This is a genomic window from Pseudomonas sp. H3_C08 (assembly GCF_054669455.1).
Window position 1 is genome coordinate 3,955,900 of record NZ_CP162803.1, and the last position, 26,666, is coordinate 3,982,565.

At 59.0% G+C, this 26,666-nt stretch carries 18 protein-coding genes; 11 read left to right on the plus strand and 7 right to left on the minus strand.

Translation table 11 applies throughout. The annotated features are described in order from the left end of the window. Positions 1–102: 102 nt before the first annotated feature. From AB4N74_RS18020 to cmoB, 9 genes are all read left to right on the plus strand, one after another. Positions 103–555: a hypothetical protein gene (locus AB4N74_RS18020; protein WP_460096808.1), complete on the plus strand. Its 453-nt coding sequence runs from the start codon at positions 103–105 to the stop codon at positions 553–555. Between the two features lie 207 nt (positions 556–762). Further along, positions 763–5,772 carry a membrane-targeted effector domain-containing toxin gene (locus tag AB4N74_RS18025; protein WP_460096809.1) on the plus strand — a complete coding sequence of 1,670 codons (5,010 nt, stop codon included), beginning with the start codon at positions 763–765 and terminating at the stop codon, positions 5,770–5,772. Then, the gene (locus AB4N74_RS18030) at positions 5,757–6,488 is read left to right on the plus strand and encodes a membrane-targeted effector domain-containing toxin (protein ID WP_460096811.1); all 732 of its coding nucleotides are present in this window, start codon (positions 5,757–5,759) and stop codon (positions 6,486–6,488) included. The genes AB4N74_RS18025 and AB4N74_RS18030 overlap by 16 nt, the downstream gene beginning before the upstream one ends. 272 nt (positions 6,489–6,760) lie before the next feature. Continuing rightward, complete coding sequence (gene lon / locus AB4N74_RS18035) at positions 6,761–9,178, plus strand: endopeptidase La (protein ID WP_095122462.1); 2,418 nt, start codon at positions 6,761–6,763, stop codon at positions 9,176–9,178. Between the two features lie 257 nt (positions 9,179–9,435). After that, the gene (locus AB4N74_RS18040) at positions 9,436–9,828 is read left to right on the plus strand and encodes a protease inhibitor I42 family protein (RefSeq protein WP_093430626.1); all 393 of its coding nucleotides are present in this window, start codon (positions 9,436–9,438) and stop codon (positions 9,826–9,828) included. A 2-nt stretch (positions 9,829–9,830) separates the two neighbouring features. Beyond that, positions 9,831–10,481, plus strand: coding sequence for a lysoplasmalogenase (locus AB4N74_RS18045; RefSeq protein ID WP_460096813.1), 651 nt, complete (start codon positions 9,831–9,833; stop codon positions 10,479–10,481). A 127-nt stretch (positions 10,482–10,608) separates the two neighbouring features. Then, complete coding sequence (locus AB4N74_RS18050) at positions 10,609–11,103, plus strand: hypothetical protein (RefSeq protein ID WP_099757089.1); 495 nt, start codon at positions 10,609–10,611, stop codon at positions 11,101–11,103. 154 nt (positions 11,104–11,257) lie between these two features. Continuing rightward, a complete protein-coding gene (gene cmoA / locus AB4N74_RS18055) occupies positions 11,258–12,001 on the plus strand; it encodes a carboxy-S-adenosyl-L-methionine synthase CmoA (RefSeq protein WP_007916813.1) in 744 nt (247 codons plus the stop codon). Further along, positions 11,998–12,954 carry a tRNA 5-methoxyuridine(34)/uridine 5-oxyacetic acid(34) synthase CmoB gene (gene cmoB / locus AB4N74_RS18060; RefSeq protein WP_460096816.1) on the plus strand — a complete coding sequence of 319 codons (957 nt, stop codon included), beginning with the start codon at positions 11,998–12,000 and terminating at the stop codon, positions 12,952–12,954. The genes cmoA and cmoB overlap by 4 nt, the downstream gene beginning before the upstream one ends. A gap of 151 nt (positions 12,955–13,105) precedes the next feature. On the opposite strand, the gene tadA is transcribed toward cmoB, so the two are convergent. The 7 genes from tadA to treP all read right to left on the minus strand — a co-directional run bounded on the left by tadA (position 13,106) and on the right by treP (position 22,495). Then, positions 13,106–13,606, minus strand: a complete 501-nt coding sequence (gene tadA, locus AB4N74_RS18065) for a tRNA adenosine(34) deaminase TadA (RefSeq protein WP_257356049.1) — start codon at positions 13,604–13,606, stop codon at positions 13,106–13,108. Beyond that, on the minus strand, positions 13,606–14,982 hold the full coding sequence (locus tag AB4N74_RS18070; RefSeq protein ID WP_093430630.1) for a multicopper oxidase family protein: 1,377 nt from the start codon (positions 14,980–14,982) through the stop codon (positions 13,606–13,608). The genes tadA and AB4N74_RS18070 overlap by 1 nt, the downstream gene beginning before the upstream one ends. Positions 14,983–15,099: 117 nt before the next feature. Then, complete coding sequence (locus AB4N74_RS18075) at positions 15,100–15,390, minus strand: PTS transporter subunit EIIB (RefSeq protein WP_460096817.1); 291 nt, start codon at positions 15,388–15,390, stop codon at positions 15,100–15,102. 2 nt (positions 15,391–15,392) lie between these two features. After that, entirely contained in the window at positions 15,393–17,921 is a 2,529-nt protein-coding gene (gene ptsP / locus AB4N74_RS18080; RefSeq protein ID WP_460096819.1) for a phosphoenolpyruvate--protein phosphotransferase, read from the minus strand. Positions 17,922–17,983: 62 nt separating this feature from the next. Next, a complete protein-coding gene (locus AB4N74_RS18085) occupies positions 17,984–19,207 on the minus strand; it encodes a maltoporin (protein ID WP_095125900.1) in 1,224 nt (407 codons plus the stop codon). 105 nt (positions 19,208–19,312) lie between these two features. Next, positions 19,313–20,962 carry an alpha,alpha-phosphotrehalase gene (gene treC / locus AB4N74_RS18090; RefSeq protein WP_095125901.1) on the minus strand — a complete coding sequence of 550 codons (1,650 nt, stop codon included), beginning with the start codon at positions 20,960–20,962 and terminating at the stop codon, positions 19,313–19,315. A gap of 90 nt (positions 20,963–21,052) precedes the next feature. Further along, the gene (gene treP / locus AB4N74_RS18095) at positions 21,053–22,495 is read right to left on the minus strand and encodes a PTS system trehalose-specific EIIBC component (RefSeq protein WP_095125902.1); all 1,443 of its coding nucleotides are present in this window, start codon (positions 22,493–22,495) and stop codon (positions 21,053–21,055) included. 235 nt (positions 22,496–22,730) lie between these two features. Here treP and treR point away from each other — a divergent pair, with 235 nt between their 5' ends. Both treR and AB4N74_RS18105 read left to right on the plus strand, forming a co-directional pair. Next, the gene (gene treR / locus AB4N74_RS18100; protein WP_034156275.1) at positions 22,731–23,435 is read left to right on the plus strand and encodes a trehalose operon repressor; all 705 of its coding nucleotides are present in this window, start codon (positions 22,731–22,733) and stop codon (positions 23,433–23,435) included. A gap of 101 nt (positions 23,436–23,536) precedes the next feature. Then, positions 23,537–26,623 (plus strand): membrane-targeted effector domain-containing toxin, encoded by a 3,087-nt coding sequence (locus tag AB4N74_RS18105; protein ID WP_460096824.1) that lies wholly within the window; start codon positions 23,537–23,539, stop codon positions 26,621–26,623. Positions 26,624–26,666: the final 43 nt, after the last annotated feature.

The following is a 26,666-nucleotide window of genomic DNA, read 5'->3' on the forward strand; positions in this document are numbered from 1 at the left end:
TCGCGAACACGTATAAAAACCTGTCAGATATGACAGTTCACTGTCTTCACCCGCCCAATCAGACTTCCTTCTCCAACCAAAATCAGGCACAGGAAGCACCCCATGACCCATCCAAAGGCATCCCCAGCAGTTTGGGTAAACGGTATTCTCAACGTTAATGTAAAAGGCACCATTGGCGGTACGCCGGTTAATCTGACCAGCTTCGCGACAACCAGCATTTCCACCTCTTTCAACGAGCTCGGCGGTTACAATTTTTCTTTCGAAGATAACCACGGTTCATCGAGCCAACGAACCATCTCCATCTCGCTTCGCAAGCTGCTGGACCCTGCAATCGCTGGCTACCTTGAAAATGTCGTGACCGAACGAGGTATTCAGCTTTATGACTATGAAGTGACATCCTCTTCCGACATTTCTGTAAGTCAACTCAATAGCGGCCTGTACTTATACTCCCTCGACAATTTGCAACTTTCCGGTAAGGCACGCCACGGTGATGAAACACGAGAACTCACCGGTAACGGATACTTTTTTCTCCAAGAGCTGACTCACCCTGTCTAACAAACAGGTCAGGATTTCACTCGTCAGGTTAAACGTGCGTCTGCCGTTCCGTCACAGGTGTAGGGCAGACGCATGCCCACGTGAAATACCGAGTCGAACCCAAGCTCTACATCGACAGACCAATAACCCCCCTATACATATATACCACCCGCCCCCCACTGCCCCTCGCCATGCTGGCCGCTCACCCTCAGCATGGAAAAAATGCCCATGAACCTCGCCACACCCCCCACCTCCGAAGAGGTCAAAAACGATCTCAACGCGATCGCCCATCACCTGTTCAATACATCAACCCCGCTGCTTCCCGAACAAAAACCGAGTACCGAACAGGCCTTTCTGAAACGCCTCGACGAACAACTGAAAACCTATCGCACCAGCTACCTGCAACGCAGCCGCGAGCTGTATCAGGCGCTGGAAAACAGCGATCTGCAAAGCGACGAAGGCAAACAACTGATCGCCACCCTGAAAGTCAGGCTGGCCACTCAACTGATCAACATGGATCAACGCGACCGGATCGACGATAAACCGGCGAAAACCTTCCTCAAATATGACGCAGGCTTCACCGCCATCGGCCACGAAGCCAGACAGGCCGTCACCGACCGCTTGCTGCACCCGCAAGCCGGCGAACTGCTGCAAAAACTCGATGCGGTGCCGGTGCTGCGTCCGGCCATGTACGCGCTGCAGTTCAGCTATCAAGACACCACCGTTGAGCTGGCTGGCGCCTTTGTGGTCACGGAAAAGGACACTCGCCGAGTCAAGGACCTGCTGACCGACCAGAGCATGGGTTTCGCCCTGCTGTTTACCCCCGCAAGAGGCATCGAATTCTTCAACTCCCTTGCTGATCTCGACAACCAACTGCGCACATTGCTGAACCAGGCCAGCGGTAGCGAGGAGTTCATGTCCATGCTGCCGACGCGCTATCACGCCGTCGGCGCAGCAGGGATCTGGCCGCTGCTGCTCGCGCCAATCGACAGCAGACCGTTGTTCGAACACACCTACGACGCGCTGATCGAAAAACGCACGCAGGATATCGAGCGCGCCTTGAGCTTCGCCGAAAACCCACAGCAAGACCCCAGGCAATTGCTCACCGCGCTGGACCGCGCCATTGCCGCTGCCCTGCCGGATCTCACGTCGCGTCTGGAATTACGCGCGCAAACCTTGTTCGAGCGCCACCTGCGCTACAGCGCACCGGACTGGTTTCGAAGCGCCAGCACCGCGCAAAAAGACGCACTGGCGCAGCATCTGCGCAACTATCAGCAGGCGCGGCGAGACCTGCTCGACTTGATGGAGCCGGCCGGCAGTCTGACGGCACTGGCCCGCCAGCAATGGCTGGAGCGCCTGAGCGAAGACCTGGAAATCGACGATCTCGAGCCGGCAAAGTTAAGCCTTGCGACCGATCGCCGAGTGCCGGGCTACGGCGTTTATGTGCATCAATCCAGTTTGCTCGAGCTGTCCTTGCGCGGCCCGCACACCGGCGATGAATTACCGGGCTCGGAGTTTTTGAAGTACACCACCCTCACCTACGATGACGCGCCTTTGCCGCCAGCCTACGCGGACGTGACGCCGGCGTGGCTGATCAGGCAAGCCGTGGAGCTGCAGCCTCGGATTGACTTCAATCACTTGCAAAATGAGCTGCAGGCCAGGCCCGCAATCAAACCCGCCATCGAGCAGATGCTCGATAAACGTATCGTCGCCCTCGCTCACACGGCGGTGCTGCAAGGGCACTTGCTCGACAGTGACCTGCAACTGATCCAGCGCCTGCGTGACGGTAGCGATGCGCGCCTGCGCGCCGCCACCCTGTCGCTGCACGGCGCCCAGTTGCAGGATTTGTGGGTGCTGCGCCAGAACGATGACGGCGGCGCGCTCAAACGGCTGTTGCTGTGCACACCACAGGCGCCGCGAACGCAACAATTCCAGGCCTTCGACAGTGAGCGCGAATGCCAGACCCACCTGCTGGGCTGGGCCAAACACAGTGATGCCGCCGACAGCATGGCCGGCTACCTGATCAGCCGTGCGCCCATGCGCTTTCGCGCAAAGCTGCGCCACGTGTTGGCCGGACTGAGTTTCAAACCTGAGGCGCTGGAGCATCAAAAGGTCACGTTCGCTCACACCGGCAGTCATCCCGATTGCCTGCGCACGATGGCTGAACATGTGCTCGCCACACGGATCGACGACTACGATTTCTGTACACCGCTGTGGTATCGCTCCACCACGGCTGCCAACCGCCGAAAGCTGACGACCCTGAGTGAAGACGCCGAAGGCGCCTTGCGCGCGTTCAACAAGCATGCCTTGTCGGGCAGCCGCTTTCCGGCGTTTGATGACTACGTGCACGAGCAAGCCAAAATCAGCTTGAACCGCTTGCTCAAGCGCACCACCAACGATGTCGATCCGGATACCGTCTGGGCTTACTCGCCGACCGCCATCGTGCGCTCGTGGACGCCAAAACCGCTGAACTACACCACGCTGTATCGCGATGGCTACGCCGACGGCGTCGGTTTTCTCGATGAAAAATTTTCCCGCTCGGCGCGTTTCAGAGGCCCGCAGGGCATCGACCTCAGCAACCTGACCGCACAGAATGTCGCGCGCTCGGTCACCGGTGTGTGGATCGGCCAGCGCTACATCGACAAGGTCAAGGCTGAACTGCAAAGTTCGACGAGCGAAGGCTATGACTTTCGGCGCAACACGACCCTGGCCATTACCCAGCGCCAGATGAAAAGCGCCGCGCTGGAATGCCAGCTGCAGGGCCATATCGCCAGCCATGATCTGCAATGGCTGGAGCAGAGTATCGACAGCATGGCTGAAACTTCCGGCGCCATGCGCACGACCTATCCACTCCACCGTTTGATGATCGACGGCGAATGGGTGCTCGATGCGTGGCTGTTCAGCCATGGCGCCAACCCGGTTCTGCTCTACACCCCGGAAGCGCCCGACGGCGTCGCTTTCCGCGAAGCGCGGCTGTTCAATTACCTGCTTCAACAGCAGTCCGGCATGCTCGAATACCTGACGTTGCGCGTCGACGTCAGTGCCCGAACCCGGGTTCGCACATACCTTGAAAACATCAAGAAAGGGTTGCCCAAAGACCTCAATAAAACCACGCCCAGCCCTGCACGTTACGACTCGACCCGCGCAGTCGCGGCGGTCAGTGACCTGCGCACTGTCCTTTACGACATGAAGTTGCAACGTCGTATCGACGACGTTAACGCCACCACCACCAGCCGTGCCGAGATGATCGCCGGTCTGGTCTGGACCAGTGTCGAATGGTTCACCGCCATTGCCACGGCGCCGTTCCCGCTGCTGAGCCTGAGCACCGGCCTGCTCCTGGCGTTCAAGGACGCCATGCTCGTGCTGCACGCGTACCGTCAGGGTGACCACGGCGAAGCGTTCCAGCACCTGCTCGGTTATCTGTTCAACAGTGTCGGCGCGTTGCTGACCGACCTGCGTCCGGCGCTGCGTTCGCTCAAAACTGTGCGCCGGCCTGTGCGGCAGAGCCTCGCCAGTGTCAGCAACGAACAACGCGATGTCATGACCGTGATCGAACAAGTGGAACCTGGCCCCAAGCGGAATGAAATGAGTCCGGTGGTGTACAGAAATGAGCTGTTCTATATCGACAAAGATCCTGACTCCAGCGGTCGTTTTTTGCTTTACCGAGCCAATCCGGATTCCGGCGAACTCACCTCGAGCACCATCCTGACCGTGCGCAACGCAGACGGAAAGTTGGTGCGCAGTGGTTTGGCCGGCGGTGCGCTCGAGTACGAGGTCGTGCCAGAGACACCCGGCCCGGAAAAGGTCTATGGTGTGAAGTCCAAATACCACGATCGCATCGAAATGGTGATGAACCCGCAAATCCGGGAGAACATGCTCAAAAACAGTCAGGACTTCAGCGGCATCGATCCGCAAATTTACCTTGCCGGGTTTGTGGAAAGTTTCGTCCCGGCGCGCACCGCTTACCTGAAGCAGGTCGAAAAGCTCAGCACCGACGCCACCGCGCATTTCGCCGAACTTGCCCCGTTGCCAGCCCGCGCCGAAGTCCCGCCAGTCGCCGACGACCTGTCGTTTGCCCAGTTACTGGCGAGCGACGCCGTCAAAGGAAAAAATCTGGTGATCGGCGCCCAGCCCGGCTCGATCGCCAGTAAACAGTTGCTGATCGAGGGTGTGGACGAACTCGTGAGCAACGGCTTCAAGCGACTTTACGTGGAATACCTGGCGGGCGATGTCTTCAAAATCAAGCTGGAAAAACTGAATAAGGGCGGAACCTGGAAACACATCGAAAAACATCTTAAAGTCGTCGACCTTGCGCTGGGGCATGAGAAAAAAGCGCCATTCTCTTATCTGGCACTGGTGCGTAAAGCGCGCGAAAAGGGTCTGAAAATCCATGCGCTGGATGCGTCGACCAGCTATCAACTGGAAGGAGTGATGGTACTGGACGACGTCTCGCCATTGACCCCTCGCAGCAACAGCATCAGGAATTTCTATTCGCACAAGACGCTGGCCGTCGATATCGCCGATGCGCCTGAGGAGCGCTGGATGGTCCTCACCGAACAATCACGCATGAGCACCTTCGACAACACCCCCGGCCTGGCCGACCTGCACGCGGCTGTCGCCGTGCGCGTGGAAGATGTCGCACAGGATCAGGCGGCACGCATCAGCCTCGATTCAGCCGGGGCAATCCCCGGGGACTCGGCCGCCAAGGGCGATTATCGTGTGCAACGGCCGACGGCGTACAAGGCGCCTCAACCCGTCTCCCGGCCAGCATCGATTGCCCCTGCTGTCGAGCATTTCAGCGAATACGATATTCCACCCGCCATGCGTAACGATATCGCGAGGATGTTGCATCAGCCCAAAGCCATGGACTCACGCTATACCCCGACCGTACCGAAAGAACAACAGGCGCACGATGCGTTCATCGCCAACCGCAAGCGTCTGGAGAAAAAAGCCAGGGACACGTTTACTCATTACACGCCCCCTGACGCTGCCACGCTCCCGACGCTCACCTCAGACATCAAGTTCGAGGAGTTTTTGCGGCTGGTGGCCGACGGCCGCTTGAACCTGCTGATCGGCGAGGCCCATAGCCACGTATCGAGCAAAGCGTTGCTGAAAAAGTACATGCAGGCGCTCAAGCAAGCCGGGTATGACACGCTCTACGTGGAACATCTGTTCACCGATTTGCACCAGGCCGATCTGGATACTTTTTTCGGACACAGCGCATGCCGGACAGACTGAAGAATTACCTGCGCGTTCAGGATCGTGGCCAAATGCCCACTTATAAAGGTAACGATACCTACACAGAGGTCCTCCAGGCGGCGGCCAAGTACAAAGTCCGTATCAGGGCCCTCGATTGCACGGCGTCTTACCACCTCAAGGGTGTGTTTAACGAAGATATCTCGCGAAACGAGATGTTCAGCTATTTTGCCACCCAAGTGATCGAAGCCGACCAACTGTTAAATGGGCCGCATAAGTGGGTGGCCCTTATCGGCAATGCCCACACTAACTACAACCTGGGTGTGCCGGGTCTGGCGGATACCCTCTCGGCGGTCAGTCTCCACGTACGCGACACCGCTCCGGAACTGGCCAGAGATATCCATCGCGGGACCTGGAGAGCGGTGGCCAGCGAGCGCGGAACCAATAGCCGGGCCTTGCGCAGCGATTTCCTGCTGGACGTGGCCGTCGCCGGCAAGAAAAAACCAGCCCTGACGCCGGCCGTCGAGCGCAGCAAACTGACCCGGCCCGGGATGTTCATGATCGAAAATACGGATACGGGCGAGCTCCGTCTGGTGCATAAATCCAGGGCCGACGACATCGTTGAGACACCGATTCAGGTCAATGACCACGGCTTGTTTTTCATTGATCGCTGGGAGAAAAAAGATGAGCGTTTCAAATACCTGGGGACCTTGATCGATATGCTGGTCAGTGATTTGAGAATGACCGAGGTGAAATAAGCGTCAGGTGTAACTGCGCATTGCCAACAACCACCGGGCTTGACTGCCCGGTGGTTTTTTATCGCCAATGCCACAGTTCTGCCCCCTGCCGAAATAGCGCAGCCCATTGGGCGCGAGCGTGCTGCGGGCGGCGTTCAGCCAAACAACAGAGGTCGCCAGGTCCAGAGAAACCCTGTCAAAACCCTGAACACACAAGCAGAAACGTCTGCCCCCATTGAAACCACCCAAGGCCTGCCCCATCTAAGACCCATACTCCATTGCGCAGGTGCCCCATGAGCGACCAGCAAGAATTCCCGGAAAACCCCGACGACTACACCGAAGCCGAAAACATCGAACACACCTCCTCCGGCAAAGGCCTCGCCCTGCCCGGCCAGAACCTGCCGGACAAGGTCTACATCATCCCGATCCACAACCGCCCGTTCTTCCCGGCCCAAGTCCTGCCGGTCATCGTCAATGAAGAGCCGTGGGCCGAGACCCTCGAACTGGTCAGCAAATCCGAACACCACTCCCTGGCCTTGTTCTTCATGGACACGCCCCAGGAAGACCCGCGCCACTTCGACACCGGCGCCCTGCCGCAATACGGCACCCTGGTCAAAGTCCACCACGCCAGCCGCGAGAACGGCAAACTGCAATTCGTCGCCCAAGGCCTGAGCCGAGTGCGCATCAAGACCTGGCTGAAACACCACCGCCCGCCGTATCTGGTGGAGGTCGAATACCCGCACCAGCCCACCGAGCCGACCGACGAGGTCAAGGCTTACGGCATGGCGCTGATCAACGCGATCAAAGAACTGCTGCCGCTCAACCCGCTGTACAGCGAAGAACTGAAGAACTACCTCAACCGCTTCAGCCCCAACGACCCGTCGCCGCTGACCGACTTCGCCGCCGCGCTGACCTCAGCCACCGGCCCCGAACTGCAAGAAGTGCTCGACTGCGTGCCGATGCTCAAGCGCATGGAAAAAGTCCTGCCGATGCTGCGTAAGGAAGTCGAAGTCGCGCGCCTGCAAAAAGAGATTTCGGCGGAAGTTAACCGCAAGATCGGCGAGCATCAGCGCGAGTTCTTCCTTAAAGAACAACTCAAGGTCATTCAGCAGGAACTTGGCTTGACCAAGGACGACCGCAGCGCCGACCTTGAACAGTTCGAGCAGCGCCTCGAAGGCAAAGTCCTGCCGGCGCAGGTGCAGAAGCGCCTCGAAGAGGAAATGAACAAGCTGTCGATCCTCGAGACCGGTTCGCCCGAGTACGCGGTCACCCGTAACTACCTCGACTGGGCGACGTCAGTGCCGTGGGGCGTCTACGGCGAGGACAAACTCGACCTCAAGCACGCGCGCAAAATCCTCGACAAACACCACGCCGGCCTCGACGACATCAAGGATCGCATCCTCGAGTTCCTCGCCGTCGGTGCCTATAAAGGTGAGATCAGCGGTTCCATCGTGTTGCTGGTCGGCCCGCCGGGCGTGGGTAAAACCAGCGTCGGTAAATCCATCGCCGAATCCCTCGGCCGGCCGTTCTACCGCTTCAGCCTCGGCGGCATGCGCGACGAAGCCGAGATCAAGGGCCACCGCCGCACCTACATCGGCGCACAGCCGGGTAAACTGGTGCAGGCGTTGAAAGACGTCGAGGTGATGAACCCGGTGATCATGCTCGACGAGATCGACAAGATGGGCCAGAGCTACCAGGGCGACCCGGCCTCGGCGCTGCTGGAAACCCTCGACCCGGAGCAGAACGTCGAATTCCTCGACCATTACCTCGACCTGCGCATGGACCTGTCGAAAGTCCTGTTCGTGTGCACCGCCAACACTCTGGATTCAATCCCCGGCCCACTGCTTGACCGCATGGAAGTGATTCGCCTGTCGGGCTACATCACCGAAGAAAAAGTCGCCATCGCCAAGCGTCACCTGTGGCCGAAACTGCTGGAAAAGGCCGGCGTGTCCAAGGGCAGCCTGAGCATCAGCGACACCGCGCTCAAAGCCTTGATCGACGGTTACGCCCGTGAAGCCGGCGTGCGTCAGCTGGAAAAGCAAATGGGCAAACTGGTGCGCAAAGCGGTGATGAAGCTGATCGACGAGCCGAAAGCGGTGATCAAACTCGGGCCGAAAGACCTCGAAGCGTCACTCGGCCATCCCGTGTTTCGCAACGAACAAGTGCTGTCCGGTACTGGCGTGATTACCGGTCTGGCGTGGACCAGCATGGGCGGCGCGACGTTGCCGATCGAAGCCACGCGGATTCATACGCTTAACCGTGGCTTCAAACTCACCGGGCAACTCGGTGATGTGATGAAGGAGTCGGCCGAGATCGCCTACAGCTACGTCAGCTCGCACCTGAAACAATTCGGCGGCGACGCGAAGTTCTTCGACGAAGCCTTCGTCCACCTGCACGTACCGGAAGGCGCGACACCGAAGGACGGCCCGAGCGCCGGCGTGACCATGGCCAGCGCCCTGCTCTCGCTCGCACGCAATCAGCCGCCGAAGAAAGGTGTAGCGATGACCGGCGAATTGACCCTGACCGGGCATGTGCTGCCGATTGGCGGGGTGCGCGAGAAGGTGATTGCGGCGCGCCGGCAGAAGATTTTCGAGTTGATTCTGCCGGAGCCGAACCGGGGTAATTTTGAGGAATTGCCGGATTATCTGAAGGAAGGCATTACGGTGCATTTCGCGAAGAAGTTTGCCGATGTGGCGAAGATCCTGTTCTGACAAACAGCCCCTCACCCCAGCCCTCTCCCACAGGGAGAGGGAGCCGACCGAGTTGTCTTGCGCTATACATCGACCTGAAACACCGAGTCGATTATGGATTCAATGATCTATTTCAGGTCGGTGGACTTCTGGAATATCCCCCGGTCAGTCCCCTCTCCCTCTGGGAGAGGGTTAGGGTGAGGGCTTGGCGTTGTCACACTTTGTCTCATCTTCAGTTATGCTCGCCGTTCGTCGTAAACGCCGGAGCCTCTGACCTTATGTCCCCCACTCGCCTGTTTGTCCCCCTCGCCCTTTCGTTGCTGGCCGCCTGCGCCACACAACCGAAACACAACGTGACCGTGGAAAAACAAAGCGAATGCCCCGTACGGCTGACTAACGGGCAAAACCTCATCATCATGCTGCCAAGCAACCCGACCACCGGCTATCGCTGGGCCATTCAGGATTCGGCTGGCGGCGTATTGCGTGCACTCAGCCCCGAGGTCTATAGCAATCCGGAAGACGCCGGCGTCGTCGGCGCAGCGGGCGTATCGACCTGGCGCTTTCAAGCATTTGCCCCCGGCACTGGGCGTCTGCGCCTGACCTCACAACAGCCATGGGCACCGGAAGTGCTGCCAGTGGAAACCTTTGACTGCGCCATTTCGGTGAACTGATCGTGGGCTGGCTGATTCTGGCGCTGATGGGCGCGGTGACGTTTCTCTACGGTGTCAGCACCCACGCGGCGTTACTGTGTCTGTTGGTCAAACCATTGCCGGTGCTGGCGCTGCTCGGCTGGCTCCATGACGCACCGCCCAGCGACTATCGGCGCTGGATCAGTCTCGGCCTGATTTTCTCGTTGCTGGGTGATGTGTTGCTGGCATGGCCAGGCGATTTGTTTGTATTTGGACTTGGCGCATTTCTGATCGCACATCTGGCGTACCTGAAGGCTTATCTGAGCGACTGCAAGCGTTTGGCGGTGATGCCCTTGGTGCTCGCGCTCGGTGTTGGAGCGGTCTTACTGGGGATTCTGATTTCCAGCGGGTTAGGTCCGTTGCTGGTGCCGGTGATTGTGTACGGCACTGCGATCAGCGCGATGCTCTGGCGCGCGCTTGCTCGTCTCGGCACCGATGTGCCGAAACGCTCGGCGTTGCTGGCGGCGGGCGGTGCAGTGGCGTTTGTGTTCTCCGACAGCGTGATTGGCATTGACCGGTTTGTATCGCCATTTCACGCTGCACCGTATGTCATCATCCTCAGCTACTGGCTGGGCCAATGGGGCATCACTGCCTCGTCATTCGAAAGAGTGGAACAACTCAAGCGCACGCTATAAGCCAATAGTTGCCCTTTTATCTCGAAATATTATAAAAACCTGTCAACTCTGACAGTAGTTCATGATTTTTGTTCTCCCTAGTATTCGTTGGCGTTATACAATCCCATGTAATACAAGGAAGAACTTCATGAGCTTTTTCAAAAGTAAAAACGCAACACTTTCCAACACTGCGGAACCTATCATTACCGTCAGTGCTGAAACACTTGCAACGGTGTCTGGCCGAGTGAAATTCGACAGCCAGATTGTGGAGTTCGATGCTGATCCGGCAAGTGATCAGATTGCACTGGTGACCCGTGCAAATTCTCAAGATTATTCGCATCGCAGTAAAAAAGGTCTGGTACTCGTATTTGATAAAACCATTAAATCGGGCAACTACCCTGTTACTGATCCAGGCTTCCCTTTCCATGATGCCTATTATTTTGAAACGGGTACCATCCCCGGCTTTACAACCTCGTTTCAATACACGGCAAAAAGCGGAACGTTCAATGTAGAGGTGATTGAGGCCACAGCCGAGAAACTGCATTACCAAATCGACTTTGATTTCAAGGGTGTCAACGAGCGTAATCAGGAACTGAAAATCGCCGGCAAATCTACTTACATCGTATTACTGCAACCTCGGTAATCAGCGTTAAATAATGAATGACCAAGCTCGCCTAGCGAACCTGGTCATTCAGCCTTTCTAAACCCGCTTTCCCACGCTTTATCAGACAACCCAAGCATCCCCGCGCCCTTTTGGCTAAAATGCCGGCCTTTCCATTTACACCGCCGGAACCGCCGTGAGCAAAGAACCCGATCGTATTTTCGCCAAGCCTTTGGCCCAGGTGCCTGACTTCGCCTTCAATGAAGACGTGGTGCGGGTGTTCCCGGACATGATCAAGCGCTCGGTGCCGGGTTACCCGACCATCGTCGAAAACCTCGGCGTGCTCGCCGCGCAGTTCGCCCAGCCGAACAGCGTGCTCTACGACCTCGGCTCGTCCTTGGGCGCTGTCACTCAAGCCCTGCGTCGCCACGTACGCACCGACGGTTGCCGGGTAATCGCTGTGGATAACTCGGCAGCGATGGTTGAGCGCTGCCGCGAATACCTCAACGGTCAGGACTCGATGTTCCAGGAGTTGCTGCCGGTCGAAGTGATCGAAGGCGACATTCTCGCCCTCGACTTCCAGCCCGCCTCGGTGGTGGCGCTGAACTTCACCCTGCAATTCATCGCCCCCGATCAGCGCACGGCGTTGCTCTCGCGCATTCGCCAATCGCTGCTGCCGGGCGGCGCGCTGATCCTCTCGGAGAAGCTGCGCTTCAACGATGCCGAAGAACACGCGCTGCTCACCGATCTGCATGTCGCCTTCAAACGCGCCAACGGCTACAGCGAACTGGAAATCGCCCAGAAGCGCAGCGCCATCGAAAACGTCATGAAGCCCGACAGCCTCGAAGAACACCGCGAACGCCTGCTGGCCGCCGGGTTCTCGAAAGTCGTGCCGTGGTTCCAGTGTCTTAACTTTGCCTCGTTGATTGCCTTGCCATGATTGATCTGTCCCCCCTCGCCCGCCGTCTGGCCGGCACACCACTGGCCGAATGGGCCAACACCCTGCAAGCGCAACTCGACAAGAAAATGGAGAAAGGTCACGGCGACCTGGAGCGCTGGCAAAGTGCGCTGGATGCCCTGCCGAAAATCCAGCCGAGCGAAGTCGACCTGCTCAACGGTCTGAAACTCGACACCGACTGCGACGAGGAAACCCGCGCGCAGATGCGTACCGCGCTGATGGGCCTGTCGCCCTGGCGCAAAGGCCCGTTTGATTTGTTTGGGGTGCACGTCGACACCGAATGGCGTTCGGACTGGAAGTGGTCGCGTGTCTCTCCGCACCTCGACTTGAAGGGCAAACGCATCCTCGATGTCGGTTGTGGCAACGGTTATTACATGTGGCGCATGCTCGGTGCCGGCGCGGACAGTGTGATCGGTGTTGACCCGAACTGGCTGTTCTTCTGCCAGTTCCAGGCCGTGCAGCGTTATCTGTCAGAACCCAATGCCTGGCACCTGCCCTTTCCGTTCGAAGACCTGCCGCCAAACCTAGAAGGCTTCGACACGCTGTTTTCCATGGGCGTGTTCTACCACCGTCGCTCGCCGATCGAGCATTTGCTGGCGCTGAAGGATTGCCTGGTCAAGGGCGGCGAACTGGTGCTGGAAACGCTGGTGGTCGAAGGCGACAAGCATCAGGTGCTGGTGCCGGAAGACCGTTATGCGCAGATGCGTAATGTGTGGTTCCTGCCGTCGGTGCCGGCGCTGGAGTTGTGGCTGCGCCGTGCCGGGTTCACCGATATTCGTTGCGTGGACGTGAGCACAACCACGGTTGAAGAACAGCGCGGGACTGAGTGGATGAAGTATCAGTCGCTGAGCGACTTCCTTGATCCCGAGGACCACAGCAAAACCATCGAAGGATTGCCGGCGCCGATGCGTGCGGTGATTGTCGCTCGTAAATAATCCAATCGCCCAAACACCGCGGTGAGCCCCCTCACCCCAAGGAGAGGGGGCTGATCATTGAGCTTTTCAAGACTTGAGTTCAACTCGATAACTCAGGTCGGCGCAGATCGCCCATTCAACCCGGTCAGTCCCCTCTCCCTCCGGGAGAGGGTTAGGGTGAGGGGCTTTTTGCTCTTCGGGCGCGAAAGAATTCGGTCAACACCGCGCCACACTCCTCCGCCAACACCCCACCCTCATACAACACCCGGTGATTCAAAAAGCCCTGAGTGAAGAACTGCCCCTGACTCTGCACAATCCCCGCTTTCGGTTCCAGCGCGCCATACACCACCCGCGCCACCCGCGAATGCACGATCAAACCGGCGCACATGCTGCACGGCTCCAGCGTCACATACAGCGTGCTGCCCGGCAGACGATAGTTATCCACCGCCTGCGCGGCTTCGCGAATGGCGACCATTTCCGCGTGGGCACTCGGGTCGCTGGTGCTGATCGGGCAATTGAAACCGCGACCGATGATCTCGCCGTCCTGCACCAGCACTGCACCCACCGGCACTTCGCCGAGGGCTGCGCCTTGTTCGGCAAGGATCAGGGCTTCGCGCATGAAATCGCGGTCACGGCTGCGGTCGATGATCGCGGCAGGGCGAATCTGGCGCATCACTTCACCTCGATGGCGGCCATCAGGCCGGTTTCCATATGGTCGATCACGTGGCAGTGGAACATCCACACCCCCGGATTATCGGCCACCAGCGCCACTTGCGCGCGCTCGTTCTTGCCCAGCAGATAGGTGTCGGTGAAGTACGGAATGATCTTGTGCCGGTTCGACGCGATCACCTTGAAACTCATGCCGTGCAGGTGGATCGGGTGCTGATACTGGGTCATGTTCTTCAATTCGAAGATGTAGCTCTGCCCCAGTTTCAGACTGGCAATCGGCCGGTCGGCGCAGGTCTTGTCGGTGATGTCCCAGGCCTTGCCGTTGATCTGCCACAGGCTCGGCGGCCTGCCGTTGTCGACGTTGACCGATACCGAGCCGACCCACTCGAAATTGAAGTTGAGTTTCTCGGCATTGGCCAGGTCCGGCTCCGCCACCGGATTGGCCGGCAGCGCTTTCGGCCAGTCAGTCGGCGCATCGTTATTGGCCACTGAACGCAGCGTGCCCAGACGCACCGGGCCGTTGCGCAGCGACAATTCTTCACCCGCTGCCGGCGCCTTGATCGCCAGACAGATACGCATGCCCGGGCCCAGCCAGTATTCCTTGCCCAGCGGCCGCGGTTCGACCGGGTTGCCGTCCAGCGCATAGATCTGCGCTTCGACGCCGGGAATGTTGATGCGGTAAGTCAACGTGTTGTCGAGGTTGAGCAAACGCACCCGGGTGATCTGCCCGGCCGGCAGGTCGATCACCGGGGTCGGCACGCCGTTGATGGTCGACAACCGCCCCGCCGTACCGCCACGCGCCGCTTCACGGGGAATACTGAACTCGACGAAATTGCCTTCGTCATCGATGTGCCAGTTTTTCAGACTCAGGGTCTTTTCGTACTTGAAACCGGTCGGTTCGCGCTCTTCGATGATCAATGGCCCGACCAGGCCGCGCCCGAGCTCTTCGCTGCTGCTGACATGCGGGTGATACCAGTAGCTACCGGCATCCGGCACGCGGAATTTGTAATCGAAATACTCGCCCGGCAACACCGGCAGCTGCGACACGTACGGCACACCGTCCATTTCCAGCGGCAGACGAATGCCATGCCAGTGAATGGTCGTCGCCACCGGCAAGTGGTTGATGAAACGCACCCGCAGCCATTCACCCTGACGCACCCGCAACTCGGTACCCGGCGCCGACGGCCCGAATGCCCAGGCCTCGGTCTTGTGCCCCGGCACCAGCTCGACGTCCAGCGGTGCGGCGATCAGCTCATAGTCGTGGCCCGCCTCGGCGTCGGCCATTTTTCCCAGCCAATACCGCGACGCGCCCCCCGCACCGACACCAACGACAACAAGACCGGCCAGGCCACCGAGGATTTGGCGACGGGTAAAGGACATGAACTCAACTACCTCACGTATCAGCGACAGGCCCTGAAAGCCTGCAAAAGGCGAATACGATACACCTGCGGTTGAGAAACAGTAAGGGCGACCTGAGGCCGCACATCAGCTGTCGGCTTAAGATCGCAGCCCGGTAATCAGGTGCACGACACCGTCCTCCAAGGGCATCACGCCCGCGACCCCGGCGACGCTCAACGCCTGTTGATCGATACCCGACACATCACGCAATACAACCCGCACCCGCGTCAACGCCAGCGGTTGCTGTGACTGCAGGTTATCCACACCGCCCAGCGCCGCGACGATCGCGGCGCTCAATCCGGCGCTCGGCTCGGCGGGTGCTTCGGGTGTGTCCACCACCAGATCCGGGGTCAGGGCCTTCCAGAATGCCTTCTGCCATTTATCCAACATCTTCAGTTCTCCAGAACCCGTAAAGTATCGACGGTTGCCTCGTGAAAGAGCTGCAACGCCTCGCGCACCTGCCCGGCACTTTCCAGCCCCAGCACCTGTTGGGTGATGATCTGACAATCGGCCAGCTCGAGTTCGCGCACCGTCGCCTTGACCGGTGCAATCATCGGCACGCTCACCGACAGTTCATCCACGCCCAACCCCAGCAACAACGGCACCGCCAGACGTTCCGAGGCCATTGCCCCGCAGACTCCGACCCATTTGCCATGGGCGTGCGCGGCCTTCACAGTCATGGCGATCAGGCGCAATACCGAGGGATGAAAACTGTCCGCCTGACTGGCCAGACGCGGGTGATCGCGATCCATCGCCAGGGTGTATTGCGTCAGGTCATTGGTGCCGATCGAGAAAAAATCCACCAGCGGCGCAAACAGGTCCGCCATCAGCGCCGCGGCCGGCACCTCGATCATGATCCCCAGTTTCGGCCGTTGCGTTAGCCCCAGCGCGAGGATTTCCTCGTCGAGCATTTGCCGCGCCAGACGCAGCTCCGACAGTTGCGTGACCATCGGCAACATGATGTGCAAACGTGTCAGCTCGCAGCAGCCGAGCATGGCCCGGAACTGCTCACGCAATAACTGCGGGCGCTCCAGGCACAAACGAATGCCGCGCACGCCAAGGAACGGGTTGGTTTCGCTGTCCATCGGCACGTAGGCCAGCGGTTTGTCACCACCGACATCAAGGGTGCGCACCACCAGATTGTGCGCAGGTCCCACGCAGCGAGCGATGGCGCTGTAGGTCGCAGCCTGTTCGTCATGGCTCGGCGCATGATTACGGCCCAGGTAGAGAAACTCCGAACGCAGCAGGCCGACACCCGCACCGCCAAGGGCCATGGCCTGCTCGGTTTCCGCTAACGAGGCGACGTTGGCCGACACCTCGACGTGATGGCCGTCACGGGTCCGCGCCGCGAGCGATGCACTGGCCAACTCATGCTCATGGCGTTGACGCTGTTGCGCGTGCCGCGCCTGCCATTGACTGACGGCCGCAGGATCGGGACGCACATGCAATTCGCCCTTGTCGGCATCGAGCAACACCGGGGTGCCGTTGCTCAACGCCAACATCTGCACCGGCACCCCACAGATCGACGGCAGACCACAAGCGCGCGCAAGAATCGCCACGTGACTGGTTGCGCCGCCGCCGACCGTGGCAAAACCCAGCACCTTGCTGGTATCGATGCCGGCGGTCTGCGACGGGGTCAGTTGATCGGCAATCAGAATGCTTCCATGCGGCAGCTCCATCGCCTGCTCGCCAATCCCCAGCAATAGCTTGAGCACGCGGCGCCCGACATCGGTCAGGTCCGCCGCCCGTTCAGCCAGCAACGCACTGCCCAGTTGGCGAAACATCGCCGCGGTTTCTTCAGTGGCCGCGCGCCAGGCAAACGCTGCGCTTTTGCCCTCGCTGATCAATGCCTGGGCCTGATCGAGCAGCCCCGGATCTTCGAGCAGTTCCTGATGCGCCTTGAAGATCTCGGCCTCGGCCTCGCCAGCGGCGGTGTCGCGCAAATGCTGCAAGGCCAGATCGGCTTCGATCAGGGCATTGGCGAGGGCCTCGCGCTCGCCGTCTGCGCCGCCGCCAAACTCGCTGACGTCGAACACCGGCTCGCTGATCTGCACCACTTGGCCCAACGCCGAACCGGGTGACGCGCAGACGCCACGCAGCAGGGTCAGAACCTCGGTTTCAACCAGCTCGACTGGCGCCACCGCCGTCACCGTTTCACCGCAGCCTTCAATCAGTAATCGAGTCAGCGCCTCGATTGCCGCGTCAGCATCTTCGCCCACCGCACTGACCTGTACGCTGTCGCCGCACGCGGTCTGCAACGCCATGATCGCCACCAGGGATTTGGCGTTGGCCTGAGCCTGCTGTTTATGCAGGTAAATCTTTGCCACGAAGCCCTTTGCCGCTTGCGCGAACACCGCTGCCGGGCGCGCGTGCAATCCGTTGGGATTGGGCAGTTTCAACGTTTGAGAGAACACGGCCTGACCTTCTGCCGCGCCAGCATCCACGCCACAAGCCTGAGTACGGGCGAGCTCAAGCAACGGCTGACCGGTTTCGACCCATCCGCTCGACGCGACCTGCCAGGTGAACGGTTCTCCGCTAATCACCAGCACCAATGTCATCAGGCTGCGCGCATGCCGGGCAATGTAATCGGCGTCGAACTCAATCAACGCTTGTCCGGCGGCAACCCGTTGCCCCTCTTCAACCAGGCGGGTGAAGCCTTGTCCGCCGAGGTTCACGGTATCAAGGCCGATGTGCATCAACACTTGCACGCCATGGTCATCGGTGATGCTCACGGCATGCCCGCTGGCCTGCACGTTGCTGATGACGCCGGCTATGGGCGCACACAGGGTCGATGAAGTCGGGTCGATGCACAGACCGTCGCCGATCACGCGCCCGGAAAACACCGGATCGGGCACCTGCTCAAGCGCGATCAGGACACCGGACAAGGGAGCCAGCAATTGCAATGGTTGGGGTGTGGCCATGACGTCACCTGCAGTTTTGTTCTTTGAAGTGCCCATGGAGCGCGACGCTCCATCAGCATCGCTTATTTCCACCAGTATTCGACCTGCAATCCGACATTCGCACCGTGGCGAGCGCTACCGAAGGCGCCGGTGTCGGAGAGTGCCGAGCCTTTGGCCAGTTCGTTGGCCGCCCGTTTGGCCGCCTCGTTCCAGGTGGCGTACGTGTAATACAGCCGCACCTCGGGACGCGCCCAGAACTCCGGGCCTTTCGGCGACCAGGTCGGGGCAAAGGTAAATTTGCTCAGTTTGCGCGTACCCCCCGGAGCTTCGACTTGATCGTGACCCAGCTCGGTGACCAGTTTGAAGTGTTCGCTGAGCGCATAAGTCGGTCGCACCCCCAGCGAGATCCAGTTCTGGTCGACACCGTCCGGGCGGATGTCTTTCTGGTACACCGCTTCAATCTGGCCACCGAAGCGCGGCGTCACCTGCCAGTCGAAAAACTCGACGACTCGATAACTTTTATTGCTGTCGTCCAATTTGACGTTGCCGGTATAACCCAGTCCGGTGCCCGGCCCTTCACCGTATTGCAGCGCCAGTTTGTTTTTGCCGCCGAGAAAATCCGTCTGCACATGTTGCGTGGTGATCGCCCAGCCCCGGTGGGCATCGCGGCTGTCGGGTTTGTCGATATAACTCAAGCCGAACTCCAGCTCACCGCCAGGATTGGTCTTGAAACCGGCGATGTTGAAGTCGTGCCGATTGATGTAGTCCTTCTGGTACAGGTTGTCCTTGCGCGAGAAGGCGTAGCTGTATTTCAGATCGCCGATCAACACGTCTTCGACCCCGCCCCCCGTGGCGCTCTGGTTCCAGTAGTAGAAGTCGGAAATATGGATGTCATTGCGCTTGTAGTAACGGCGTCCGGCCCACAATGAACCACCGTTGAGCGCGGGCATCGCCGACCACTGTGCGTAGGCCTGCGGCAAGCGGATCGAACCATTGTCGTCTTTGAACGTGGGGCTGCGGTCGTAACGGTTATACAGCGAGGCCATGCCGTCGACACTCAGTACCGAACCGTCGTCAAGGGTGTACAGGTCCTGCCGCAACTCGAGTTCGCCGTACTGCTCGCATTCGTTACCCAAGCGATATTTGGTCTGCGCACCCGGTAACTGGAAGCACGACTGACCGCTGCTGTTGACTGACGTGCCGACACCGCTGCGCAGGTAGCCGCCAAACTCCAGCGCTTGTGACGTTGGCGGTAAGGCCAGGCAAAAACCTGCGACTGCAAGGCTGCGATTTATTGTTGTTTTCATAAGCCACCCCATTGTTTTTATTGTCTGGTTGCATGAATTCGGCGCGCAGAAATCCCCCGCGCAGTGCTCTGCGTGTTTTTTGAACGTTGTTTTTTTAGTTAAAGGTCAGGGATCGATCAGGTGCAGGACGAAGGACTCGTAAGGTCGCAACGTCACCTGGCGCTTGCGCAACGCGCCCTCTGGATAATTGCTGATCAACTGGCGCTGGCTCATCGATTCACTGATGACCGTCGCCGGTAATTCCACTTCACAGGTTGTCCCGTAGAAGTTGTTCACCACCAACAAACGCTCGGCGTCACCTTCACGCACATACGCCCAGACCTGCGGATGTTCGGGCAGTAATTGTTGGTACAGCCCGTCGGTGATCAACGGTTCACTGCGGCGCAGCGCGATCAGACGGCGGTAGTGATGCAACACCGAGTCCGGGTCGTCGAGCTGGTTTGCGACGTTGATCTGCGCAGCATTGGCCGGCACTCCGATCCACGGTTCGACACGGCTGAAACCGGCGTTTGGCCCGGCGTCCCAGTGCATCGGCGTGCGCCCGTTATCGCGGGATTTCTGCATGATCGCTGCCATGTTGTCGGTATCGCTGCTGCCGGCCTCGCGCTTGAGGCGAAAAATGTTCAGCGTCTCGACATCGCGATAATGCTCGATCGATTCGAACCCCGGATTGGTCATGCCCAACTCTTCGCCCTGATACACGAACGGCGTGCCCTGCAGAAAGTGCAGTGCGGTGCCGAGCATCTTCGCCGAGCATTCGCGGTACTCGCCGTCGTTGCCGAAGCGCGAGACCACGCGCGGCTGATCGTGGTTGCACCAGAACAGCGCGTTCCAGCCGCCACCCGCCTGCATGCCGGTCTGCCAGTCGGACAGAATTTTCTTTAGCTGAAGGAAATCGAAGTCGGCGCGTACCCACTTCTGCAGGTTTGGATAATCGACTTTCAGGTGATGAAAGTTGAAGGTCATCGACAACTCTTTCGACTGCGGATTCGAATAGCGAATGCAGTGTTCGAGGCTGGTCGATGACATCTCGCCGACATTGATCAGGTCGTGCCCTTCGAAGACTTCGCGGTGCATCTGCTGCAAGTACGCGTGGACATTCGGCCCGTCGGTATAAAAGCGTCGGCCATCGCTGTCGTCTTCGGGGAAGTCCGCAGGCTTGGAGATCAGATTGATCACGTCCAGGCGAAAACCGCCGACGCCCTTGTCTCGCCAGAATTGCATCATCCGGAACACTTCAGCGCGCACCTTGGGATTGTCCCAATTCAGGTCGGCCTGGGTGTGGTCGAACAGGTGCAGGTAATACTGACCGGTCTGGGCTTCGTACTCCCAGGCGGAACCGCCGAACTTGGATTCCCAGTTGTTCGGCTGATCACGCCAGATGTAGAAGTCACGGTACGGGTTGTCGAGGCTGCTGCGCGCCTGTTGAAACCAGACGTGTTCGATCGAGGTGTGATTGACCACGATGTCGAGCATCAGCTTGATCCCGCGCTTGCCCGCCTCGGCGATCAGCAATTCGCAGTCGGCCATGCTGCCGTAGCTCGGGTCGATGGCGTAGTAATCGCTGATGTCATAGCCGTTATCGCGTTGCGGCGAACGCAGAAATGGCGTTATCCATAAACAGTCGACGCCCAGCCACTTCAGGTAATCGAGTTTGGCGACGATACCGAGCAGATCACCCGTCGGGTTGCCGGCGTGACTATGAAAACTCTTCGGATAGATCTGGTAGATCACCGAACGCTGCCAGTCTTGCATGGCACAACTCCTTCAATAAGTCCGTGCGGCTCGCGCCCAGATTGAAATGCAATCAACTGTGGGAGCGAGCCTGCTCGCGAAAGCGATTGTTCAGGCAACCCGATAACCGGGCCGGACGATCTTCATGCTCAATGCACAGGTCAAAACAAACGGCACGAGCATGGCAATCAGCATCCCCAGCACAAACATCGGGATGTACTGCGGGATGATCGAGATGAACCCCGGCAGTCCGCCGACGCCGATGGCCGAGGCCTGAACCTTGTTCAGCGACAGGAACACGCAGCCCAGTGCCGAACCGGTCAGCGCGGCATAAAACGGAAATTTGTAGCGCAGGTTGACGCCGAACATCGCCGGCTCGGTGATACCGAAGTAGGCAGAGATTGCCGAAGTCGACGCCATGCTCTTGTCCCGTGCATTACGGGTCATCCAGAACACCGCCAGGGCGGCACTGCCCTGAGCAAGGTTGGACATGACGATCATCGGCCAGATGAAGGTACCGCCCTGGGTCGAGATCAATTGCAGGTCGACCGCGAGAAACATGTGGTGCATGCCGGTGATCACCAGCGGCGCATACAGCAGACCGAAAATCGCGCCACCCACCATGGGTGCCAGGTCAAACAGCATGACCAGCCCTTCGGTGATGAAGATGCCGATGTGGCGGGTTACCGGGCCAATCACGGCCAGCGCCAATACGCCGGTAACGACGATGGTGGTGATCGGTACCACGAGTAACTGAATGGCGTTGGGCACGCGCGCGCGCAGCCATTTTTCGATGACGCTCATTACGTAAGCGGCCAGCAGAATCGGCAAGATCTGCCCCTGATAGCCGACCTTTTCCACCTGAAACAATCCGAGAATGTCGAAGTACGGCAACTGCTGCCCGTCCAGCCCGGCAACGGCCTTGCCGTAGTTCCAGGCGTTAAGCAGATCCGGGTGCACCAGCATCAGACCGAGGACGATGCCGAGGATCTCGCTGCCGCCGAAGCGCTTGGCCGCCGACCAGCCCACCAGCGCCGGCAGAAACACGAACGAGGTGTTGGCCATCAGATTGATCAGGCTCCACAGCCCATCGAGTTTCGGGTAGGCATCGAGCAGGGTCTGCCCGTCGATGAACATGCCTTTGGCACCCAGTAGATTGTTGATGCCCATCAGCAGGCCGGCAATGATCAGCGCCGGCAGAATCGGCATGAACACGTCGGAAAACACCCGCACCAGACGCTGCATGGCGTTGATCTTTTCAGTGCTTTTCTGTTTGACGTCAGCGATCGTCGACGCCGCGAGACCGGTCTGACGACGCAGTTCGGCATAGACCTTTTCCACTTCGCCCGGACCGATCACCACCTGATACAGGCCACCGGTAAAGAACGAGCCTTTGACCAGGTCGATCTGGTTGAGCATGGCACTGTCGACCAGGCCCGGATCTTTCAGGGCCAGCCGCAACCGCGTGACGCAATGGGCGGCCTGTTCGAGGTTGTCGCTGCCGCCGAGGCTTTGCAGCAATTGCCTGGTGATGTTCGGATAGTCGTGGCTCATGCTAGTTCTTCCGCTATGGATTGTTGTTATTGGCAGCACGTCGAAGCGAAAAATACTCGTCTGTACGAGTTAATGCAACAACTCGTACAGACGAGTTTGTTTATGTATGTTCCTGCCAGACCGAAGGCGAATTTTCCTACCCTGCCTTAGGGTGATTTCCATCGCCCACATGGACAAAGCCCTACCCTGGCCTTAAGGTTCGAAGCTTTGAGCACAGTCGGCACCGAGCCTACCCATGAGCAAATACAACCAGATCTATAGCGATCTGCTGGCCAGCATCACGACTGAACGCCTGGAGCGCGGCGCCCGCCTGCCTTCCGAAACCGAACTGATGGACAGCTATCAGGCCAGCCGAGGCACGGTGCGCAAAGCCATTGAACTGCTTCAGGAGCGCGGCTTTGCGCAGAAAATCCACGGCAAGGGCACCTTTGTGCTGTCGACCAACCCGATCGAGTTTCAGCTCGGCGGCATCGTCAGTTTTCAGGAAACCTATCCGCGCCTGGGCAACGATGTCAGCACCGAAGTGGTCGAGCTGAGCCAGATCCCGCTCGAAGGCGCCCTGCTCGAACACATCCATGCCGAACCCGGCAGCCTCATCACCCGAATCAAACGTGTGCGGCGGATCGACGGTAAACGCGTGATCCTCGACATCAACCACTTCGTCAGCGAAGTGATTCCCGGCCTGTCCCTCGACATCGCCGAGCAATCGATCTACGCCCATATCGAGCAGACCCTGCAGCTACAGATTGCCTACGCCCAACGCACCATCGAAGCGGTGCCGCGCAGCAAGGATGATCAACTGCACCTGGACCTCGATGGCCAGAGCCATGTGATCGTGGTCAGCAACCAGACCTTCCTCCAGGACGGGCGTCAGTTCGAGTACACCGAATCCCGCCACACCCTCGACAAATTCTACTTTTCCGACGTGGCACGGCGCTGACCCCGACACGTTTCCAACGATCATGTGCGGTACATATGTAGTGCACTCCCCTTGAGCGAATCGGCCATGCTCGGCCTTCATTTCTCAAGGATGGAGAAAGCATGTACGCCACCCAACAAAGCCTTCTGCCTAACGCGGCAGACAAGGCGGTTCTGAAGCGAATCGCCTATACCGTCGTGCACAATTGCCCCGGACTGCAGGACGCCGCCCATGAAGCCGCCCGTGATCTGCTGGAAGCAAAAGGCCTGTCGAGCCTCGACCCGGATGAGGTTTATTTCCATCGCTTCAAGACGGCCCAGAGCAGCATTCGCTCGTTTACCGGCTGGGAGCACATCCGCGAGAAACCCTACGAATCGATGACCCTGACACAGCTGGTCATTCATCGTTTTCGTGCCACCGACCAGGACAACGCCGACCTGCTCGATCTGTACGGCGGCTTCTACAGCGAAGGTCCGCAGGGCGAGAATTTCGACGAAAAAAACCAGGTGTGCCTGCACGGCAACGAGGTCTTGAAGGCGTTCTGGAGCCTCGATTTCAGTGGGCACTACAGCGCCACGCTGACGGACTTCTGGAACAGCCACGGCGAGGATTTCCGCACATTGGCCAAATGCAATTTCCTCAGCCGTGCAGTGCAGGCGCTGGACCTTGGGCAACTCACCCGCAGTGACTTTCAATGGCTGGTGGACACAGTGGTGGGACCGGTCAGCTGGCCGGTCACCCTGAGCACGTTGCAAGCAAGCCACACAACAACGGGGAATGTGTTCGCCTTCGACATTGACGGGCATATCTCCACGCAATTGCTACGCTTCGTCGATTCTGCCGGTCGGCAGATTATCTATCTGCCGAGTGAGACCGCAGCGTTCGTGGTCAAGGAAACGCCGGCAGACCTGCATTGGTGGGTTCTGGATCAACTGAACGACGCCAAACGCCGCGCGACCTTCCTGGAGCATTTTGCCCTCGCCGATCGTCAGCACATGAGCGAGAACATGCCCGATCTGATGAATCGCTTGGTGGCCACCTGGGGCCGGGCCGACCATCACCTGATCAACCGCACAAACCAGGAGTTGAGCGATGATGCATTCAGTTGGCTGCGTGACTCGACACGTCAGGCGATGTTTGCTGAAGCCCACCTGTCCCTGACGTCCAATGGCGATCTGCGCAAGAAACTGTGGATCGGTTATCTGAGTGCGGGCCTCAAGGTATTTGCGCCGATGGCCACCGTCGGTTGGCCGCTGGCGTTACCGGTGATTGGCGCCACCCTTGCCAGCATGGGTCTGAATATCGATCAGGCACAAAACGGCAGGACAAGGGCCGAACGCAAGGCCGGCGTGCTGGGTGCGGTTTTGAGTGGTCTCAATCTGTTATTCAACCTTCCATTGCTGATCGGCACCGGGCCGATGCTGGAGGTTGGCGCCGAGGTCGAGGCGGCAGAAGCCGCCGAAATGGCTGAGTACAGCGAAGCCTTGAATGCCTCTGCCGAAGCCGATTACCAAGAGCCGATCATGGTGCCGGACGATGCCGACATCACCCTGCCAAATATCGATGAAACGACGCTAATTCCGGCGCAAAACGCCCTACCGCCTCCGGTGCCCGAACGCTACCAATGCAACGAGTTGCTTGATGGCACAGCGCTCGGCGAAGAGTCGGGGAAATTCCAGGGTGTCTACCGCCTCGACTCGGATCCGCCCTATGCCATTCTGATGAATGACACGCCGTACTATGTGCGCTACTTCGCCAATGCTCAAGGCAGCGGCGACTGGGCGATCGTCGACCCTGAGCGCCCAAACCAGCTTGTCCACTCGCTGCCTGTGCGTCTCAATGGCGAAGGAGAATGGGAGCGCATGCCAGCCTTGGGTCTCAAGGGTGGCGGCCAGTGCATGGGCAAACAATGCACTCCGGATCTCGAACTCGACACCTTCGAACCTGCCTCGCCCGAAACGCCCGTGCAACCGACAGAAGAACCGCAACCCTCGACATCGCGGCCCCCACGCCCGGTGACCAGTGCCTTTGACATCGAACCGTCGGTACGCCGTTCGATAAAAGCCTGGGCGTTGAACCTCAACGAAACCCATGCCCGGTTGCAGCCCGACGGTGCCGGCGGTTTCGCCATGGACGATCCGTTCGAGTTGTATGCCGCCGGCAAACGCCAACTTCTGCAAAGTTCAGCCCGAGGTTTTTTCAAGAACCTGCCGTGGGTCATCCAGCCCCCGCGCCCGGTGATACCCGAGATCAACCGGCTGATGCCACTGACCGATCTTTTCGATGGCGTTTTTGAAAGTGCCTCCGGACTGGTGGTCGCAGAAACCCTTGATCGCATTGCCAGCATGGGTTTTCTGATCGAAAACATGCCGGCGCTGGCCCGACACGTGAAAACCCTCTACCTGCGCGGCCTGCTCAGTGACTTCGCTCAAGTGGAACTGAACCGCTACTTCATCAGCGGCAATATGACTGCGGATTTACACACTTACCTGAACAGCTTGGGCACCGATCCCGCCGGTCGATTCAACCCACTGGAACTGGTCCAGGTCGCGCGAGCGAACGGGGTTCGGGTCCAGGCGATCGACTGCGCCGCCAGCTACAAAATGAAAACACCGCTGCCCTCCGTCGACGAGCAAATGATGAACACCTTCCTGACCAACGACATCATGACCGGTGACGTCTACCTCAACAGCCCGGGAAAATGGATCGTAGTAACCGATGCTAACAGCACCAATACCTTCAGAGGACTGCTGGGCATCAGTGAACTGAAGGGGGGAATAGGCTTGCGAATCGATGAAGTCGGCGCCGGTGAAGAGCTGGGCGTGGATGTCGATCCGGGTATTGAAGTACCACGCGGCAGCTCGCCCGGCGGCACCGTCAGGCAAGGCAATCCAGATCTTCTGCGTGCCGATCTGCGCTTGAGAATGCCCGCACCCGAGGTGACCTGGACCGAAGAAACGCTGGAGAATCTGTTGTACAGGCGCGGCATGTATCTGTTCGAAAAAACAGGTGAGCGCTACACGCTGATCCACCGCAGCAAACAAGGCATGCTGCAACGCACACCGATCACTCGATCAAGTGACGGCAAGGTCTCCCTCCACCGACCTGCGTGGCAGCGGGTGAATGACATCGCATTCGCCAACCTGAAGGACATGTCTCAACGGTTGTCCGATACCGGGCTGATATTGCGTAGCCGGATCCCTGATTGAGGCTGATCGGTAGTAACCAATCTTCTACCGAAGCAGCTTGTTA